The organism is Streptococcus infantis (genome assembly GCF_047463275.1).
Classification (GTDB): Bacteria; Bacillota; Bacilli; order Lactobacillales; family Streptococcaceae; genus Streptococcus; species Streptococcus infantis_AF.
The window spans coordinates 1-15,114 of sequence record NZ_JASHEE010000008.1 but is presented as its reverse complement, the minus strand read 5'-3'; the positions used below and the strand labels follow the sequence as shown (position 1 = coordinate 15,114).

Annotated in this window: 18 protein-coding genes and 1 pseudogene; 4 read left to right on the top strand and 15 right to left on the bottom strand. The window is 36.9% G+C overall.

Annotated features, from left to right (window positions below; translation table 11 throughout):
* Nucleotides 1-54: 54 nt before the first annotated feature.
* From QM923_RS09330 to QM923_RS09265, 14 genes are all read right to left on the bottom strand, one after another.
* Nucleotides 55-348: a DUF5960 family protein gene (locus QM923_RS09330; protein ID WP_414291660.1), complete on the bottom strand. Its 294-nt coding sequence runs from the start codon at nucleotides 346-348 to the stop codon at nucleotides 55-57.
* Nucleotides 341-703: a hypothetical protein gene (locus QM923_RS09325; RefSeq protein WP_414291659.1), complete on the bottom strand. Its 363-nt coding sequence runs from the start codon at nucleotides 701-703 to the stop codon at nucleotides 341-343. The genes QM923_RS09330 and QM923_RS09325 overlap by 8 nt, the downstream gene beginning before the upstream one ends.
* The gene (locus QM923_RS09320) at nucleotides 700-2,115 is read right to left on the bottom strand and encodes a Y-family DNA polymerase (RefSeq protein WP_414291658.1); all 1,416 of its coding nucleotides are present in this window, start codon (nucleotides 2,113-2,115) and stop codon (nucleotides 700-702) included. The genes QM923_RS09325 and QM923_RS09320 overlap by 4 nt, the downstream gene beginning before the upstream one ends.
* 3 nt (nucleotides 2,116-2,118) lie before the next feature.
* Complete coding sequence (locus QM923_RS09315; RefSeq protein ID WP_414291657.1) at nucleotides 2,119-2,805, bottom strand: XRE family transcriptional regulator; 687 nt, start codon at nucleotides 2,803-2,805, stop codon at nucleotides 2,119-2,121.
* Nucleotides 2,806-2,982: 177 nt separating this feature from the next.
* Nucleotides 2,983-3,432 (bottom strand): hypothetical protein, encoded by a 450-nt coding sequence (locus QM923_RS09310; protein WP_414291656.1) that lies wholly within the window; start codon nucleotides 3,430-3,432, stop codon nucleotides 2,983-2,985.
* A 469-nt stretch (nucleotides 3,433-3,901) separates the two neighbouring features.
* Nucleotides 3,902-4,210: a hypothetical protein gene (locus tag QM923_RS09305; RefSeq protein WP_414291655.1), complete on the bottom strand. Its 309-nt coding sequence runs from the start codon at nucleotides 4,208-4,210 to the stop codon at nucleotides 3,902-3,904.
* A gap of 13 nt (nucleotides 4,211-4,223) precedes the next feature.
* Complete coding sequence (locus QM923_RS09300) at nucleotides 4,224-4,538, bottom strand: hypothetical protein (protein ID WP_414291654.1); 315 nt, start codon at nucleotides 4,536-4,538, stop codon at nucleotides 4,224-4,226.
* A complete protein-coding gene (locus tag QM923_RS09295; RefSeq protein WP_414291653.1) occupies nucleotides 4,519-6,207 on the bottom strand; it encodes a DUF2974 domain-containing protein in 1,689 nt (562 codons plus the stop codon). The genes QM923_RS09300 and QM923_RS09295 overlap by 20 nt, the downstream gene beginning before the upstream one ends.
* On the bottom strand, nucleotides 6,200-6,622 hold the full coding sequence (locus QM923_RS09290; protein WP_414291652.1) for a hypothetical protein: 423 nt from the start codon (nucleotides 6,620-6,622) through the stop codon (nucleotides 6,200-6,202). Before QM923_RS09290 ends, QM923_RS09295 begins: the two co-directional genes overlap by 8 nt.
* Nucleotides 6,623-6,762: 140 nt before the next feature.
* A complete protein-coding gene (locus tag QM923_RS09285) occupies nucleotides 6,763-7,164 on the bottom strand; it encodes a hypothetical protein (protein WP_414291651.1) in 402 nt (133 codons plus the stop codon).
* A gap of 140 nt (nucleotides 7,165-7,304) precedes the next feature.
* On the bottom strand, nucleotides 7,305-7,706 hold the full coding sequence (locus QM923_RS09280) for a hypothetical protein (RefSeq protein ID WP_414291650.1): 402 nt from the start codon (nucleotides 7,704-7,706) through the stop codon (nucleotides 7,305-7,307).
* A 140-nt stretch (nucleotides 7,707-7,846) separates the two neighbouring features.
* Nucleotides 7,847-8,248, bottom strand: a complete 402-nt coding sequence (locus QM923_RS09275; protein WP_414291649.1) for a hypothetical protein — start codon at nucleotides 8,246-8,248, stop codon at nucleotides 7,847-7,849.
* A 526-nt stretch (nucleotides 8,249-8,774) separates the two neighbouring features.
* A complete protein-coding gene (locus tag QM923_RS09270) occupies nucleotides 8,775-9,722 on the bottom strand; it encodes an AEC family transporter (RefSeq protein WP_414291648.1) in 948 nt (315 codons plus the stop codon).
* Nucleotides 9,723-9,799: 77 nt separating this feature from the next.
* Nucleotides 9,800-11,425, bottom strand: a complete 1,626-nt coding sequence (locus tag QM923_RS09265) for a malolactic enzyme (protein WP_414291647.1) — start codon at nucleotides 11,423-11,425, stop codon at nucleotides 9,800-9,802.
* A gap of 359 nt (nucleotides 11,426-11,784) precedes the next feature.
* Here QM923_RS09265 and QM923_RS09260 point away from each other — a divergent pair, with 359 nt between their 5' ends.
* Nucleotides 11,785-12,135 carry a helix-turn-helix domain-containing protein gene (locus tag QM923_RS09260; RefSeq protein ID WP_414291646.1) on the top strand — a complete coding sequence of 117 codons (351 nt, stop codon included), beginning with the start codon at nucleotides 11,785-11,787 and terminating at the stop codon, nucleotides 12,133-12,135.
* 122 nt (nucleotides 12,136-12,257) lie between these two features.
* Nucleotides 12,258-13,136 carry a LysR family transcriptional regulator gene (locus QM923_RS09255; protein ID WP_414291645.1) on the top strand — a complete coding sequence of 293 codons (879 nt, stop codon included), beginning with the start codon at nucleotides 12,258-12,260 and terminating at the stop codon, nucleotides 13,134-13,136.
* A 507-nt stretch (nucleotides 13,137-13,643) separates the two neighbouring features.
* Here the strand turns inward: QM923_RS09255 and QM923_RS09250 are convergent.
* Nucleotides 13,644-14,267, bottom strand: a complete 624-nt coding sequence (locus QM923_RS09250; protein ID WP_001086726.1) for a hypothetical protein — start codon at nucleotides 14,265-14,267, stop codon at nucleotides 13,644-13,646.
* 255 nt (nucleotides 14,268-14,522) lie between these two features.
* Here QM923_RS09250 and QM923_RS09245 point away from each other — a divergent pair, with 255 nt between their 5' ends.
* A complete protein-coding gene (locus tag QM923_RS09245) occupies nucleotides 14,523-14,918 on the top strand; it encodes a hypothetical protein (RefSeq protein ID WP_000708740.1) in 396 nt (131 codons plus the stop codon).
* A 71-nt stretch (nucleotides 14,919-14,989) separates the two neighbouring features.
* A pseudogene (locus QM923_RS09240) lies at nucleotides 14,990-15,114 on the top strand (hypothetical protein); the annotation flags it as partial.

The following is a 15,114-nucleotide window of genomic DNA, read 5'->3' as shown; positions in this document are numbered from 1 at the left end:
TGAATTTCCTTCATTATACCATGTTTACTAATGTTTCAGTATTTCCTATGCAATCTATGGGCGCTTTTGTTTGGATTCCACATAGGTATAGGTTCGAGTACGTGGACAATCTTTTTCCATCTTCACTCTAAAATAAAACCGATGTTCCCTTCCGTCCTTGGCATTTTCCTTATTCAAGACAAAGTAGTCCTTTTGGTTAATGGCCATGGTTCGTAGAATATCATCAATCAAGAAAGTCAAGGGTACATTCATGGCAGAGTATTTTTGGAAATCTTCTTCAAAGCGGATGTAATCATCTGAGAAGTAATCCATCTGCAATCTGTTTTCATATAACTCTTTTCTAGTCATCAACTTCCTCCTGACACAGTTGGATGGCGAGAATATCATCTACCCTTATTAATCGATAGCCTTCATCCGTTCTAACCGAGATTTCTTGAGGAGATAATTCTCTTACTTCTCCCAATATCATGCTTTTATGATTTTTCTCCTTGACCATAAAAGAACCTTTTAGTCGTCCAACGTAGAGCTGGGAAAGTAGCAACAACTTCTCGACTGAATTCAAATCTGTCGATAAATCGACACGATTTTTTTCTGCATCGAGTGAACTGGTATGCTCCGATAGAAAAAAGCCCATCCACTTCTGCATGCCTGGATCCTGATAATTCCTCGCGGATTGGAAGGGCAAATAAGAGCGATCAATCATTTTAGTCCATCTAATCCTCCAGCAGAGTGCCCTCCGATCAGCTTACTTCTGGCAATACTTCTCGATGCATCCTCTAAGGCAGTCGCCTTCAAGAGAGAAGTAAAGCCGAATTGCTCTCGAATGGAATCAATGGCGGTCTGGAGCCTTTCTTCTTTTTCTACTTTATCAACATCATCAAAAAGGGAAATCAACCCAAAGGATTCGTCCACAAATCCTGAATAACTAACGGCTACACTCCTGACAGCTCCAGAAGTATATTTGCTATGGAATAATTTCAGTACATAACTGACTAAAAGACTGGTATTATTGGTCGGCTCCACCTTCATCTGGGTATGGATGGAGCGTTTTTGTTCCTGCTTAGAAAACCCAAGATGTATAGAAACGACCGTTGTCTTTTTCCCAGCCCGTCGAAGCCTGATAGCCACCTGCTCAGCCATCTCTCGAAGGATAATTTCGATGTCTCGCTGCTTGACATAATCTCTCGGTAAAATTTGCGAATTGCCTAAGCCGTGAGATTTGGCTTTATAGGGCTTGTGAACATTACTCTCATCAATTCCATTAGCATGAAACCACAAGCGAAGTCCAGCTTGCCCAAGTTCTTTCTTCAGGAAATCCGGATTGCTATTGGCTAATTCCTTAATCGAATAGATTTCCAAGCTATTCAAGCGCTTCTCCATCCGATGCCCAATCCCCCAAAAGTCGGTCATCTTTGGAATGGACCAGACCTTGTCTTCCACATCCTGGTAAGACCAATTGGCTCGCATGGTCGGTGTGTGCTTGGCTTCATTATCCAAGGCCAACTTAGCAAGCAGGGGATTGGCATTCGACATACCGACTGTTGAGTAAATCCCTGTCTGCCGCCAGATATCCCTCTGGATACGAGCCGAAAGCATATCTAGCTTATCTCTACGAGAAATCTGCTGGTCTGGGACAAAATAATTGAGCGAACTGGTCAGGTCAATGAAACCTTCATCAATAGAGTAGGGATAGATATCATCTGGACTGCCATAATTCTGGAAAATGCGCTGAATGTCCATATTGACCGCGATATACTTATCCATCCGAGGAGGGACAATGACGGTCACTCGAGCCCAGTCTTCGATGAATTTCACATAGTCTGGGTCTGTCCGTAAACCTTGTTTCTTGGCATTGTAGTAGGAAAATTTACGCGTCTTGATATCAAAGGGAAGGTCATAAGCACGACCGACATTGGCTTTCCCAAAGACCTTTTTAAACATAGGCGAGGATGCAAGAATAAGCCCAACAGAATTATCCGCCCGACTCATGACACAAAGGGAGGTTTTGAGGGGATGAAGTCCTCTTTCCACACACTCAACGCTAGCATAAAAGGACTTCATATCGACAAAGGCAATATCACTTTTGGGCTCTCTGGAATAATCAAAGTAGCCCATAGACTATCCCTCCATGGGTACGAAATTGCCTACGATAATACCCACAATCCGCGGATCTTCTTCGTAAGAAATGTGAATATCCTTATATTTAGGATTGATGGAGACCAAACGCAGACCATCTTCTTCTCGATAGACCCGTTTGATATAGGTCTGATTGTTGCAAACCACTGCATAGACTGCCCCGTCATAATCAAATCCGGTCTCCCGAATCAGAGCTACTGAACCATTTTGATATTTGGGTTCCATAGAATCCCCTGATACCCAGGAAGCAAAATCGTGAGCCAGTTCTTCATTGAAATAAACCGTATCGAAGTTTCGATCATCATAAACCGAGGCCCCAATCCCAGCCGACATGCGTTCGTAGACATGATACTCGTAGAGTTTTTCTGAAATGGCAGTCACCTTCTTGGCTTGTTCTTCTTGAGCCAAATTGCGAGCATAGACTATCACCTTTTCTTTTCCTTTATTGGAAAGGCTATTATAGAGGCGGACAATTTCGATTTGAGTAAAATAGCCTTTTGGTACTTTTAAAAGATCTTCTAGCTGTTTAACTTTTTCTTTAGAAGGCTCCTTGACTCCACGCTCCCAAGCTGAATAAGCCTGAAAACTAATTCCAAGTCGCTCTGCAATCTCTTTTTGTGTTAGTTTTAGCTCTTTCCTACGAGCTTTGAGTTTTTCTGGTTGGTACATGTTTTACCTCCTAGTGTGATGCTTTCATTGAAGGTTGACTTTATTTTAAAAAATTCAACCTTTTTGGTTTAGTTTTATTATATAAAAAAAGCAGACGAATGTCTAGCGGAAAAATCGAGCTTTACTAAATGTAATTATCTATTATCAAAAAGGTAGGACTAAATCCTACCTTATAGCTTATTTAACTTTTTTGAATTTAGCAATCTTCATGTAATTACTAAACACATCCTTATCTTTATCCTTAAGTGAAGGGTTTTTCACATCCTTAAAAGTTAACACATCTCCAGACACTTCATAACTAATTTCGGTTTTTCCTTGATTAGTTTCCGATACAAGAGTTTTTGATTTTTGATCCACTTTCAAATCAACCGTTTGATTAGACTTTTTCCCAGCTAAATCTGACTCAATTTTCATCTCCCCTTTATCATCATTGATAGTGATAGAAATAGAAACTTTATAATTATCACCAACTAAAGATTGGAGCTCAGACGGTACAATTTGTTTCATTTCCTCTTTTGTGGGTTCAAAAACATAGGTTCCATTATCTTTTTTTGAGTTACAAGCCACAAGAAAAACCGCAGCAACTGCCAACAAAACTCCTAAGAAAAGACGCTTCAAAGATTTCATTTCAATCTCCTTTTAAAATTTAATATCTATATTCTATCAAATAATAAAGGTATTATCAAATAATTATAGAATTAAATCTAGACAATGTATAGGACTCAGTTAAACTCAATCTGAAATTTGATATCTAAGAAATCTCTATACCACAATCAAATGTTATAGCTTTCATCCTTCATCTACAGTATACTAATCGAAAAACACCCCATGGTATGAACCATGAAGTGCTTTGAAACGTTGATAGTATCGTATTGATTAACGTTTTGAGGCAACTGACTTTGTCACGTTGCAGCCACAAAAGATACTTCCTAAATACTAAATAGTTAAAATGAATAATAGTTTGTCAGAATGTTGATCTTCAATTTAGTAGTTTCAACGAAAAAAACTATCGATTGACAGTTTTTCTTTACATACTTACTTTTTGTTCCTAACTAAAAACTATAGAAACTGACTTATTTTATTACAAACTATATTATTAGACTTTTCTTTCTTCCACTTGTTTGTAATAATTTTTATTCTCCCGATATCGAGCCTCTAATACATCCTCAATATGATTCTTATACTCTTGATGATAACTATCCAAATTGTTCTCGATTTCGTAAATATAAGGTTGGATTTCAGCAAAACTACAATCTCTACACGCATAGGTAAGAGTATCTAGAAGATTAGATGTCTCCCTATTAAATCTTTGGTAGTAATTATCTAAATCTATTTCCAAACGCTCTAAGTCTCGCAGTTTACGATTATGCTCATCCTCTAGTTTCTGAAGTTCCTTTTTATCCATGACCAGTTTTCTCCTAGTTTTTGATTGGACTTTGTAAAGTAGGTGTTTGTATGGTCTGGGTTAAGTAAGTTTCAGCTGCATCTGCCGCTTTCCCCTCAAATCCACCCTTAATATTGTTCACATAGGTCTTAGAAGCATACTCTTTCATATTTGCAGCTGCTTCTTGCAACTCTTTCGCTAACTCAGCTCCTTTAGCAAGAATTGACAACTCTTTTGCGGTTACCAAGCCCCCAACTGCTTGTCGTTCTTGTTCTTTCATTCTTTCTTTGAAGCCTCTGTCGAGTTGCTCTCTTGTAATTAAAGTATCCTCATCCGTTAGGACTAACATTTTTCCCCCTCCATGTTTGTTTTACATCCGCCAATAGATTATTAAAAGCCTCAGCGCTTTCCGTATCTATAGTCTCAAAGGAAGCACTAGCTTTAACCAGGCTTTCCCCTAGTTGCTCGATTTGTGTCAGGAAGGATTTGGCTGCTGTCTCCGTATCGCTCGCAAGACCTTCATCCCAAAAATTTGTCGTATCAAAACCAGAAAGTAGATTCGTAACTTCTGAACTTGACAAGTATCCAACCATGTCAAACGCTGTCTGTCTTGTTTCTTTTATCATGTTTTGAATATCTTCCTTAGCATCTGAAAGTAAGGTTTTCACATATTTAACTTTATCTTCCATATCAAAATTCGCTAACTGGGCTGCTGTCTGAAGCAACTGAGCTCGAACCAAGATTCTTTGATTTCCTGAAAGATTGCCGTATCTCAGTTGTTCCTGATAACGAGGAATAGCCTCATAATCCCACTTTATAGATTCCTGACGAGCTTCTTCGACGATTTTACTATATTCAGTTGTAAAATTCTCGTAAACAGCATAACCAATAGCTGCCTTTATTTTAAACTCACCTCTCCTAATTGAATTTAAAATATTAGCTGCTACATTTTCGTCAACTCCTAAAGCCCTAAGAGAATCCAAAGATGTCGCAATCAATCGAGCTAGCTTTTCACCTGCCCTGAGTAATTCGGGATGAAAATCTTCAGACGCGGTCAACAAGTTCCCTGTTCCATCCGATTGGAAAACACCAAAGTCATGGGAACTTTCCGGATCAGAAATCTGGGTATAGTGCAAGGGAACAAGGACATTGACCTTACCGACTGGTTTTTTGAGGAGTTCATCGGAATCCCCAGGTAATTTGGTAATGGTGTGTTCTCGATTAAGCATGCCCACGATATCAAAAGGATTGACATAATACTCGATTTTTTCGCTAATCTTTTGGATTTTCTCATCGCTGAGACCCATTTTCTTTAAACTCTTTGTCGTGTCTGGACCGTCAAAGAGAACAACTTTGCCGATTTTCTTCAGTTCTTGATCAGTGAGTCCAGCTACCCCTTGCGCAGAGACAATGGTCCCTAGGGAGTGAGCTGCGATGTCCATCGTAGCTTGCGGAGCTTTTTCAGTCATCTCTGCGATCTTCGTTTTCATTCCCACTGTCGCTAACTTAGCTTGCGGTGTATGGATATGATTGAGAGCGAACTTAGCGTCGTTGTCGATCCAGTCATTCCAATTTTCCAAACTGATGGCATCGCTCCCGCGGATAGCCATATAGGTTTTCGTAGTATCTTCCCCCAAGGTCGGCGTATCCGTTAAGTAGTAGGCACTAAAACCAGCTTCATCATCAGTTAAGAGTCCTTTTTGATAACGTTTGTGATGAATATCCTGCCTCATCCCATTCGTATCCGGAACTGGTGTCGATGTGACTTTATAAGTATCTCTCAAATCAGGATCCGGTTGCAAGTAGACTTTACCATCATGAGGAAGTTTTTTACCTCCGGGGGTGATTTCCCATTCTCTTTTATCTTTATTATAAAATTTATTATCTCTAGAGAAATCAAACAGCTGATAATCAAGAGCATTGTTATCTGGCGGAAAATTATTGGGGCGCCCATTATATGCAGATTGTGCTAAATCTGCATAAAAATTATCAAAGGTTTTTAAATTACTATTAGTCATAATAATACCATCCCCCATCCCTATAAATTCTTATAGGCTGCATTTCATAAATTCCAAATTCCTTTGGTATACTGTTTGCATTATTGTCTAAAGAAAATCCAACCATGAATTTCGTCTTATCATTATTATTTACCTTTCCTCTAAGTGTCAACATATAGCCACCACCTTGTGGAGTTCCATTTCCTACTTGACTAACCTTCATACTATCCCAATCGAACTGAACACTTTCAACTTTAGGACTTAAAGACTTGACAAAATCAGCCATATCTTCTTCATGTTCTTTCAAATAAGCCAACTGCTTAGCTCGTGGGCTCAGAGTTATTCCTCCAAATAGATTTGTCTCTTGTGCCATCCATGCGCCTCCTCCAAAAATTACAAGGGCTAAAACTAACCAAAGTAAAGTACGTTTTTTCATCTCTTTCCTCCTATATAGCGGAATCTATGTATATTATATCAGAAATGTAAAAAAAAATACTTTTAGCAAGTATTGTAAGTCAATAGGGAATGAGTGATTATAAATTTGAGTAAAAATTATCAAAGGTTTTTAAGTTACTGTTAGTCAAAAATCCTTCCTCCTACTCTTAAATAATTGGCTAAAGCCATTGAATTAGGAATAATTTTACCATTCTCAATATCAAAAGTTACATTCCAGGAAGAGGACTCAATATGATTAAAGCTACCATATACATTTACAATTTCTCCTCCTCCTTGAGGAGTCCCATTCCCGACTTTTTCCCATTTGGTTTCATCCCAAGCAATCTGAACAGATTCAATCTTTGAATTTTTAGACTTTACAAAATCCTTAATCTCCTCTTCATGCTCCTTTAAATAAGCCAACTGCTTAGATCGCGGACTCAGAGTTATCCCTCCAAATAGATTTGTTTCTTGTGCCATCCATGCGCCTCCTCCGAATACTACAAGAGGCAAAACCAGCCAAAGTAAGGTACGTTTTTTCATCTTCTTCCTCCTATATAGCGGAATCTATGTATATTATATCATGAATATAAAAAAAAATACTTTTGGTAAGTATTCGAAGTCAGTAGGGAATGAGTGATGTTAAATTTGAGTAAAAAATATCAAAGGATTTTAAATTACTATTAGTCAAAAAGTTTACCTCCAACACGTAAAGGACTACCAATTCCGATAGAATTAATTAAAATTTTTCCATCTTTAATCTTAATAATAACACTCCAGCTTGAGTTTGATATATTATTAAACCCTCCATAAACCTGAACAATATCGCCACCTCCTTGAGGTGTACCATTTCCTATCTTATCCCATTGTGTCTGTTTCCAATCTATTTGAATAGATTCGACTTTAGGATTTAATGATTTTACAAAATCTTCTATCTCTTGTTCGTTCTCCTTTAGATAAGCCAACTGCTTGGCTCGTGGGCTCAGAGTTATTCCTCCAAATAAATTTGTTTCCTGTGCCATCCATGCTCCTCCTCCAAGTACTACAAGAGCTAAAACAAGCCAAAGTAAGGTACGTTTTTTCATCTCTTTCCTCCTATATAGTGGAATCTATGTATATTATATCATGAATATAAAAAAAAATACTTTTAGCAAGTATTCGAAGTCAACAGGGAATGAGTGATGTTAAATTGGAGTAAAAAATATCAAAGGTTTTTAAATTGCTATTACTCAAATGGTTTCCCTCCAATGCCAAGGCCATTAACTAATGTCATCGAAGCTAAATCAACTTTTCCATCATCTACAATTATCATTATATGCCAACCAGAATTATCAATGTTATTAAACGTTCCATAAACATCAATAATATCTCCTCCTCCTTGAGGTGTACCATTTCCTACCTTATCCCATTGCGTCTGTCTCCAATCAATCTGAACAGATTCTATCTGTGCATTTTGAGATTTTACAAACTCTTTAATCTCTTCTTCATGCTCCTTTAGATAAGCTAACTGCTTAGATCGCGGACTCAGAGTTATTCCTCCAAATAGATTTGTTTCCTGCGCCATCCATGCGCCTCCTCCAAATACTACAAGGGCTAAAAACAGCCAAAGTAAAGTACGTTTTTTCATGATTATCCTCCTTAAACGTGGATTCTAAACCTATTATATCATGAATGTAAAAATTTCTAAGCATTCTATGTCAATAGTGGCGAGCAGTGAAGTCAAATTTCTGTAATCATCAAAAAAATACCCCATAGTGTGAACCATGAAGTGTTTCGAAACGTTTATAGTATCGTATTGATTAACGTTTTGAGGCAACTGACTTCGTCAGTTTGCAGCCACATTTGTAAGCGACTAAAGTCGCAACAACTGTGTCAATTGCACCAATTTAGTCAGAAAGTATAAAAAAGAACACCCCGAAAGGTGCTCTTTGTAAATATAGTCATTCTTTCGAAGAACGTCTACTAAATTGTAATACTTTACAAGCTTTTTTCAATCCTGGTTTGAAAAGTCTGGCTTTTAGGACATCTCAAAAGTGCTCAATAGCAACCGTCAGAAGAGTTTCTGCCGATTTTGATTTCAAGAAATAGGAATAGATGTATTTAAAATAGTGCAATTTCTTAACGCAAAACTTTCAATCCTATCCTCTTCCTTCTTATCCTAACAAAGTTTGTAATATTGGAATAACAACGATAAATAGAACCGTACTTAGAGTCACCACATTCGTAGAGAATTCCACATCTCCTTTTCCCTGATTAGCAAGGATCGGAAGAACAGCTAAAGCTGGTGTAGCGGACTGAATCATAAAGGTCTTAAATTCTACTGTCGCCATATTTGATGCAAAGAACTTCAATACAAGAAGCATGATTAGAGGAGCTAGGATAAAACGTCCAACTAAAGTGACAATTGTATCTTTATCAAAAGTAATAGTATTCAAGCCTGCCTTTGCAAGAACGATACCAATATAAATCAGAGATAGGGGAGTAACGATATTTCCAACATAGGTTAAGGTATTCGTTGCGAAATCTGGAATAGAGATTCGAAGAATCAAAAATAGCAGAGCCACAAGAAAACCTACAAGCGGAGCTGGTAGCAATTTCTTCCAGTCAAATTTACTTGTCTCCTTGCTTTGACCCGATTTACTGTCACTCGTCATCAAATACACGCCCAATGTCCAGGTGGAAATCGTGTTGGTGATATAGTAAATTAAGAAATAAGGAAGAGCCTGATCCCCAAAAAGAGCAACGTTTAAAGGTAAACCAATAAAAATAGTGTTGGCATTCACAAAGGTATTCATCATGGTTCCTCGCCGTCCTGGACGAACCTTGAAAACCATAACAGCAATATAAGCTACGATATAGCCCAAGATAAAGGCCACAAATGTATAAAGGAGACCTCCAGAAAGACTGATTAGTTTATCTAGTGTCAGGTATTTCATTACCGACACAAAGATTGACGCTGGCAAGGCTACATTCATGATCAAACGAGATAGGTTAGGTCCAAAGGCATCTCCAAACCATCCCTTCACCTGAAGAATATACCCCAAAACAATAATAGCGATAATCGGAATGATACTCGTAATCGAGGTTAAAAAGAGTGACATAGGTATCCTTTCTAAATTACTTAAGTCCACAGCCCATACAAATCTGTCGCTAGCGAAGGATAGACAGCAGCAGTGAATTATTTATACTCTGGATACCACTTCAAATCACGAACTGCTTTGGCCATATCTGTTTCCTTAGCACGCGCAAGACCTTGCTCTTGTGCTTTTTTAGCGACTGCTTCTGCTACTTTAATAGAAACATCTGCTACATACTTGAATGGTGGCAAGACAGGAGCCCCTGGTTGGCCTGGATTGACAATACCACTCAATGAATGAGCTGCTGCTCCAATCATTTCATCAGTCAAAAGACTTGCTTCAGAAGCCAACATACCTAGACCAAGACCTGGGTAAATCAAGGCATTATTGGCTTGACCAATCACATAGTCGACACCTTTATAAGGAACCGTATCAGCAGGAATTCCTGTTGCGACAAAAGCTTTACCATCTGACCATTCAATCAAATCTTTGGCACTAGCTTCAGCTAGTTTAGTTGGATTTGACAAAGGGAAAATCATCGGACGTTCTGTATTTTCACACATAGCCTCTACTATTTCTTTAGTGAAAGTATTAGGCTGAGTCGAAGTTCCTACAAGAATTGTTGGTTTCACAGTCTTCACTACTTCAAGCAGGTCAGTCAACTTGTCTGCGTTACTAAAGTCAGCACGTTTCTTAGCAAATGGTTTTTGCTCTGGTGTCAAGTCATCCATGTCATCAAAGAGAAGACCTTGTTTATCAACCATAAAGAAACGTTTATAGGCTTCTTCTTCAGAAAGACCTTCACTCACCATTTCACGAAGAACACGAGAGGCAATTCCTGCACCCGCAGTACCACCACCATAGCAGAGATAAACTTGATCTGTTAATTTTTCACCACTAATATCTAGTGAACCAAAGATACCACCTAGGGTAACGATTCCTGTACCTTGAATATCATCATTAAAAGTTGGAATTTGTTTCCGGTATTTTTCAAGAATATTGGCAGCATTCGAGCGGCCGAAGTCTTCCCAGTGAAGGTAGAGTTTAGGAAAAAGACGTTCTGCTGTTTGAACAAATTGGTCAATAAAGTCGTAGTAACGATCTCCGCGAACCCGTTCGTGACGATTTCCTAAGTAATTAGGATTATTACGAAGTTCTTCACGGTTAGTCCCTGCATCAATAACTAAAGGAAGGACCATAGAAGGATCGATTCCAGCAGCACCCGTATAGACCATCAATTTCCCAACAGAAATATCGACACCATTTGTTCCCCAGTCACCGATTCCAAGAATTCCTTCTGCATCTGTTACAACAATGAGACGAATCTCGCGATCCCCAGCAGCATTTTTCAAAGTGGCTTCAATATTTTCAGGATGATTGATATCAAGATATCCCGCATATTGGGGATCTACAAAGAGGTCACTATAGCCTTCAATGGTATCTGCAATGGTTGGATCGTATACAATTGGATTAAATTCCTCCAAATGTTGAGAAAAGAGGTAATAGAAAAGAGTCCGGTTGGTATTAAAAATTTCCATTAGGAAAAGACGTTTTTCCAAATCATTGGCTTTTGTTTGCATTTGCGCATAAGTTTGCGCCGCTTGTTCTTCAATCGTTTGAACATACGGTGGCAGTAAACCAATAAGACCTAGTTCCTTTCGCTCCTCTAAGGTAAAGGCAGTACCTTTATTGAGGAAAGGGTTGTTTAAAATATCATGTGCAGTCATAGTGCAACCTCCTTTTTATTTCTATTATACCACTTAAAATGAATTGTTCGGAAAACTTTGTTGTTTAAAAAATACGATTGTATCCGCATATGTTATAATGAGTCTACGAGAACAATTTTCTAATAAGCTCTTTTATACTTAAAACACTATTATTGATGATCCTTCAAGTTGTTATATTTTATAAAGTTCTGAACTCATAAAACTCTCGATGATCACTCTTTCCTAAAAGTTTCGAGTAAAAGAAACTAATCATACAAATTGGCAATCCGAATTAAAATAAATATTATATAAGTTTGTTATACAATACTTTGTATTTTTTAAGATGTTTTTTTGTCATGCAAAACTTGTATTCTATTTATATGACGAATAAAAACTATTTACAACACTATATTTCCCAAAAAGTGAAATATTTTCGAACACAGAAAAAAATGAGCCAGGAAGAACTTTCGGAACAAGCGGGGCTCGGGCTTAAGTATATCAATCAACTTGAAAACCAAAATGTGAATCTGACCATTCACAGTCTTGAAAAAGTGATTGTCGCCCTAGAGATGACCCCAGAGGAATTTTTCAATTTTGATAGCCTTGAATCAACCTCTGATAAGACCGACAATCTTTCACTCAAAAGAATCAACATGAAGATTAAACAGCTCCCTATTGATAAACGAGAAAAGATGTTGGTCATTTTTGAAAGTATCTTAGATAACCTCTGATATCCCTGACTCACTTACATTTTAACCGGCGAATACTCGTATAGTCAAATTGTAGGATACGGATAAAATTTATTTATCTGGTGATTTCCAATTTTTTCTCCATTTAATGAAAGTGAGCCCCTATGAATTTAAAAGATCTACAATATTTTTATGACCTTTGCCAGCTTCAATCCTATACGGAAGTAGCAAAACTACATAAAGTCAGCCAACCATCTATTTCTTATGCCATCAAGCGCTTAGAGGAATCTTTTAATTGCAAATTGATTCACCATGATCCTTCACATCGTTCCTTCAAACTCACTCCTCAAGGGCAAATCCTTCTAAAGCATACAGAAAAGATCTTACCTGAGGTTATTTCTACTCGCAAAGAAATTAATCGTTCCTTGGCCCAATACTCTACTGTAGGATTCCCTCCTATTATCATTCAGTATCTCTTTGCTGCCTTAAACGAAAAAGATAAATTCGATTTTTTAAAAAAAGTACGCCCTATCCGCGGTGGCTCCGTAGAGTTATTAAATCTTCTCCTCAAGGGAGACCTTGATGCAAGCCTACTCGGCTTGATTGAACCACTCAATCATCCTTCAATAGAGACACATGAGCTCTTTCATAAAGAACTGTATGTCGTTTTATCTAAGAACCATCCTCTTTCTACTGCTCCTTCCCTTGCTTTTGAAGAATTAGTAGATCAATCTTTTATACTTTTAGACGAACACTTTGTTCACCTGAAAGCTTTTGAACTACTTAATCAAAAACATCAAAACAAGGCAGAAATATTCTTTAAGAGTGACGACATTGTCATCATTAAAGAACTTTTAAAGAAAGGGATTGGCCTTAGTTTACTGGCTGATATCGCACTTTCTGATGAAGATGATGATTTAATAAAAATCCCTCTAATACCTGAGGACCAGATAACATTTACAGTTTATTATGCTTATCTCAAATCAGCTACACTGTCATCAGAAGTAGAAGCCTTATTTCATCTCATTAAATCCTATGAATAGAAAAAAACTCTAACTATCAACTACCTGATAGCTAGAGTTTTTTTACATTATAGGTATTAGACTAAAGCACGAAGGAATAGGATATGATCGCCGAATTTTTCATTTACCCGATACCCTTCAAGGAGATTTCTAATCATAAATCCACAAGATATCAATAAAAAAGAACACCCCGAAAGGTGCTCTTTGTAAGTATAGTCATTCTTTCGAAGAACGTTTACTAAATTGTGATGCTTTACGAGCTTTCTTAAGACCTGGTTTGGCTAACCTAACAACTAAGCTCTTTCAAATACGTTCAATTAAGCTATTTTTAACTACTAAAATCTCAACTAATCTTAAATAGTTTTATTTAAATAGGATAAGTTTTTCTGTAAAATAATCCTCAACGAGTCAGCTATATCAGTTATTTACCCTAAATTAGAAAATGAGTGCCAAAAACGATAAGACGAAATATCATCCCTACTTCAAAAAGTAAGGATGATATTTTACTATAGACCTATTCTGAAAAAATTAATACAAATGTGAATATAAATCTAGGATAGGTACACCTTTTTTATATAAGAAATTGCCTATTGCCTTTTCAATATCATGACGTCTATATCCATTTGGAATATTGCCTAACGGAAAAAGCAATACAAAAGACTCATCCCATTTTAGTCCTAAGTTATGAAGAATAATACCAGCAGAATTATACTCCCATTCATCTTTATCTCGCTTTTCATACTCATTATATACTCGAATTTTTGAATTATACTCAGATTTATTCTTAGGAATTTGAAAGTTAACATCATTACTTGTAGCAACAACTCCAAGATGGCCATTGTTAGCAAATTTTAACCATACTAGATCTTTTTCACTATTCAAGCTATACTCCTTTTGTATTTCTCTATAGTCAATCTTTTGGGGATCTATCCTAGGTTTTTTAGTCGTTCTAATTCCAACTTTTTCTAAAAATGCTAAAATCTCTTCTTCTATTATTTCTATTGCTACTACAGGTTTACTATTTTGTCTTTCTGCTTCTTTAAAACGAGACTCCCCATAATGTACTGATTGGCAATACTGTTTCCCTTGATCTGTGTATCCAAAAGCTCCATCGATATCAATAACTAAATATTGTTCTAGTAAACTATTCATTTAACACCTCCTGATAGGTTATTATATAATACGTTTTGATTATTGTCAAAAAACTATAAATACTTGGAATTAAAAAGCTTTTTAATCACACTCCATTTTCAAACAAACTGTAACAATCAAAAAATTCTGGCTATTTCAACAATACTTTTTTAACTTTATCTACAAAATTTTTACAAAAATTCTTGACTTTCTGTTTAGATAGCGCTAAAATATAGTGGTCGTCGTTCTACCACATATCCTAAAAAGGAGATTCGTATGAAAATTTACACTTATTCAGACTTTCTGAAAGATAAAACTGCATTAACTTTTGAAGAAGCCGGGGAAATTTATGGCAATCTAGTTAGCTCTTTAAATACAAAAGATCCTGATTTTCTTGAAAACTGGATTACGTTAATCGAATTAGCAGCGGAATATACTGAACTTCGAGTCAGATCTGAAACAATTTCACTACCCAAAAGAGAGCAAAATGATATTTCTAGGAGATCTACTCATGAATCTTTTAGAAGACAACTAAAAGTTATTAAATATTTCTCTGAAAATGACGAAAAAAATACTAATTGGTATGATCAAATTACAGAGGATCGACAACGTCAGGGAGATTTTGCAAATTATTTAGCATATATCTACTCTGTAAATACTAGAAAAAAATAGATATAAAAAATATAATTTTTTATATATAATCAATAGGAGGATTTTATGGGAACTTGGAGACCAAATCGAGTCGTTCTAAACCAACCATTCAACGTTATAAAGGTCTTGGAGAGATGGATGACCACCAACTTTGGGAAACTACGATGAATCCTGACCATCGTCTCATGGCTCGTGTATCAGTAGATGACGCTGCAGA

Bases quoted from the DNA above. Each gene is read 5' to 3' on its own strand.
- QM923_RS09320 (WP_414291658.1), bottom strand. From the start codon at position 2,115: ATGGGCTACTTTGATTATTCCAGAGAGCCCAAAAGTGATATTGCCTTT.
- QM923_RS09330 (WP_414291660.1), bottom strand. From the start codon at position 348: ATGACTAGAAAAGAGTTATATGAAAACAGATTGCAGATGGATTACTTC.
- QM923_RS09255 (WP_414291645.1), top strand. From the start codon at position 12,258: ATGAATTTAAAAGATCTACAATATTTTTATGACCTTTGCCAGCTTCAA.
- QM923_RS09300 (WP_414291654.1), bottom strand. From the start codon at position 4,538: ATGTTAGTCCTAACGGATGAGGATACTTTAATTACAAGAGAGCAACTC.
- QM923_RS09325 (WP_414291659.1), bottom strand. From the start codon at position 703: ATGATTGATCGCTCTTATTTGCCCTTCCAATCCGCGAGGAATTATCAG.
- QM923_RS09275 (WP_414291649.1), bottom strand. From the start codon at position 8,248: ATGAAAAAACGTACTTTACTTTGGCTGTTTTTAGCCCTTGTAGTATTT.
- QM923_RS09260 (WP_414291646.1), top strand. From the start codon at position 11,785: ATGACGAATAAAAACTATTTACAACACTATATTTCCCAAAAAGTGAAA.
- QM923_RS09315 (WP_414291657.1), bottom strand. From the start codon at position 2,805: ATGTACCAACCAGAAAAACTCAAAGCTCGTAGGAAAGAGCTAAAACTA.
- QM923_RS09295 (WP_414291653.1), bottom strand. From the start codon at position 6,207: ATGACTAATAGTAATTTAAAAACCTTTGATAATTTTTATGCAGATTTA.
- QM923_RS09285 (WP_414291651.1), bottom strand. From the start codon at position 7,164: ATGAAAAAACGTACCTTACTTTGGCTGGTTTTGCCTCTTGTAGTATTC.
- QM923_RS09305 (WP_414291655.1), bottom strand. From the start codon at position 4,210: ATGGATAAAAAGGAACTTCAGAAACTAGAGGATGAGCATAATCGTAAA.
- QM923_RS09245 (WP_000708740.1), top strand. From the start codon at position 14,523: ATGAAAATTTACACTTATTCAGACTTTCTGAAAGATAAAACTGCATTA.
- QM923_RS09310 (WP_414291656.1), bottom strand. From the start codon at position 3,432: ATGAAATCTTTGAAGCGTCTTTTCTTAGGAGTTTTGTTGGCAGTTGCT.
- QM923_RS09250 (WP_001086726.1), bottom strand. From the start codon at position 14,267: ATGAATAGTTTACTAGAACAATATTTAGTTATTGATATCGATGGAGCT.
- QM923_RS09270 (WP_414291648.1), bottom strand. From the start codon at position 9,722: ATGTCACTCTTTTTAACCTCGATTACGAGTATCATTCCGATTATCGCT.
- QM923_RS09290 (WP_414291652.1), bottom strand. From the start codon at position 6,622: ATGAAAAAACGTACTTTACTTTGGTTAGTTTTAGCCCTTGTAATTTTT.
- QM923_RS09280 (WP_414291650.1), bottom strand. From the start codon at position 7,706: ATGAAAAAACGTACCTTACTTTGGCTTGTTTTAGCTCTTGTAGTACTT.
- QM923_RS09265 (WP_414291647.1), bottom strand. From the start codon at position 11,425: ATGACTGCACATGATATTTTAAACAACCCTTTCCTCAATAAAGGTACT.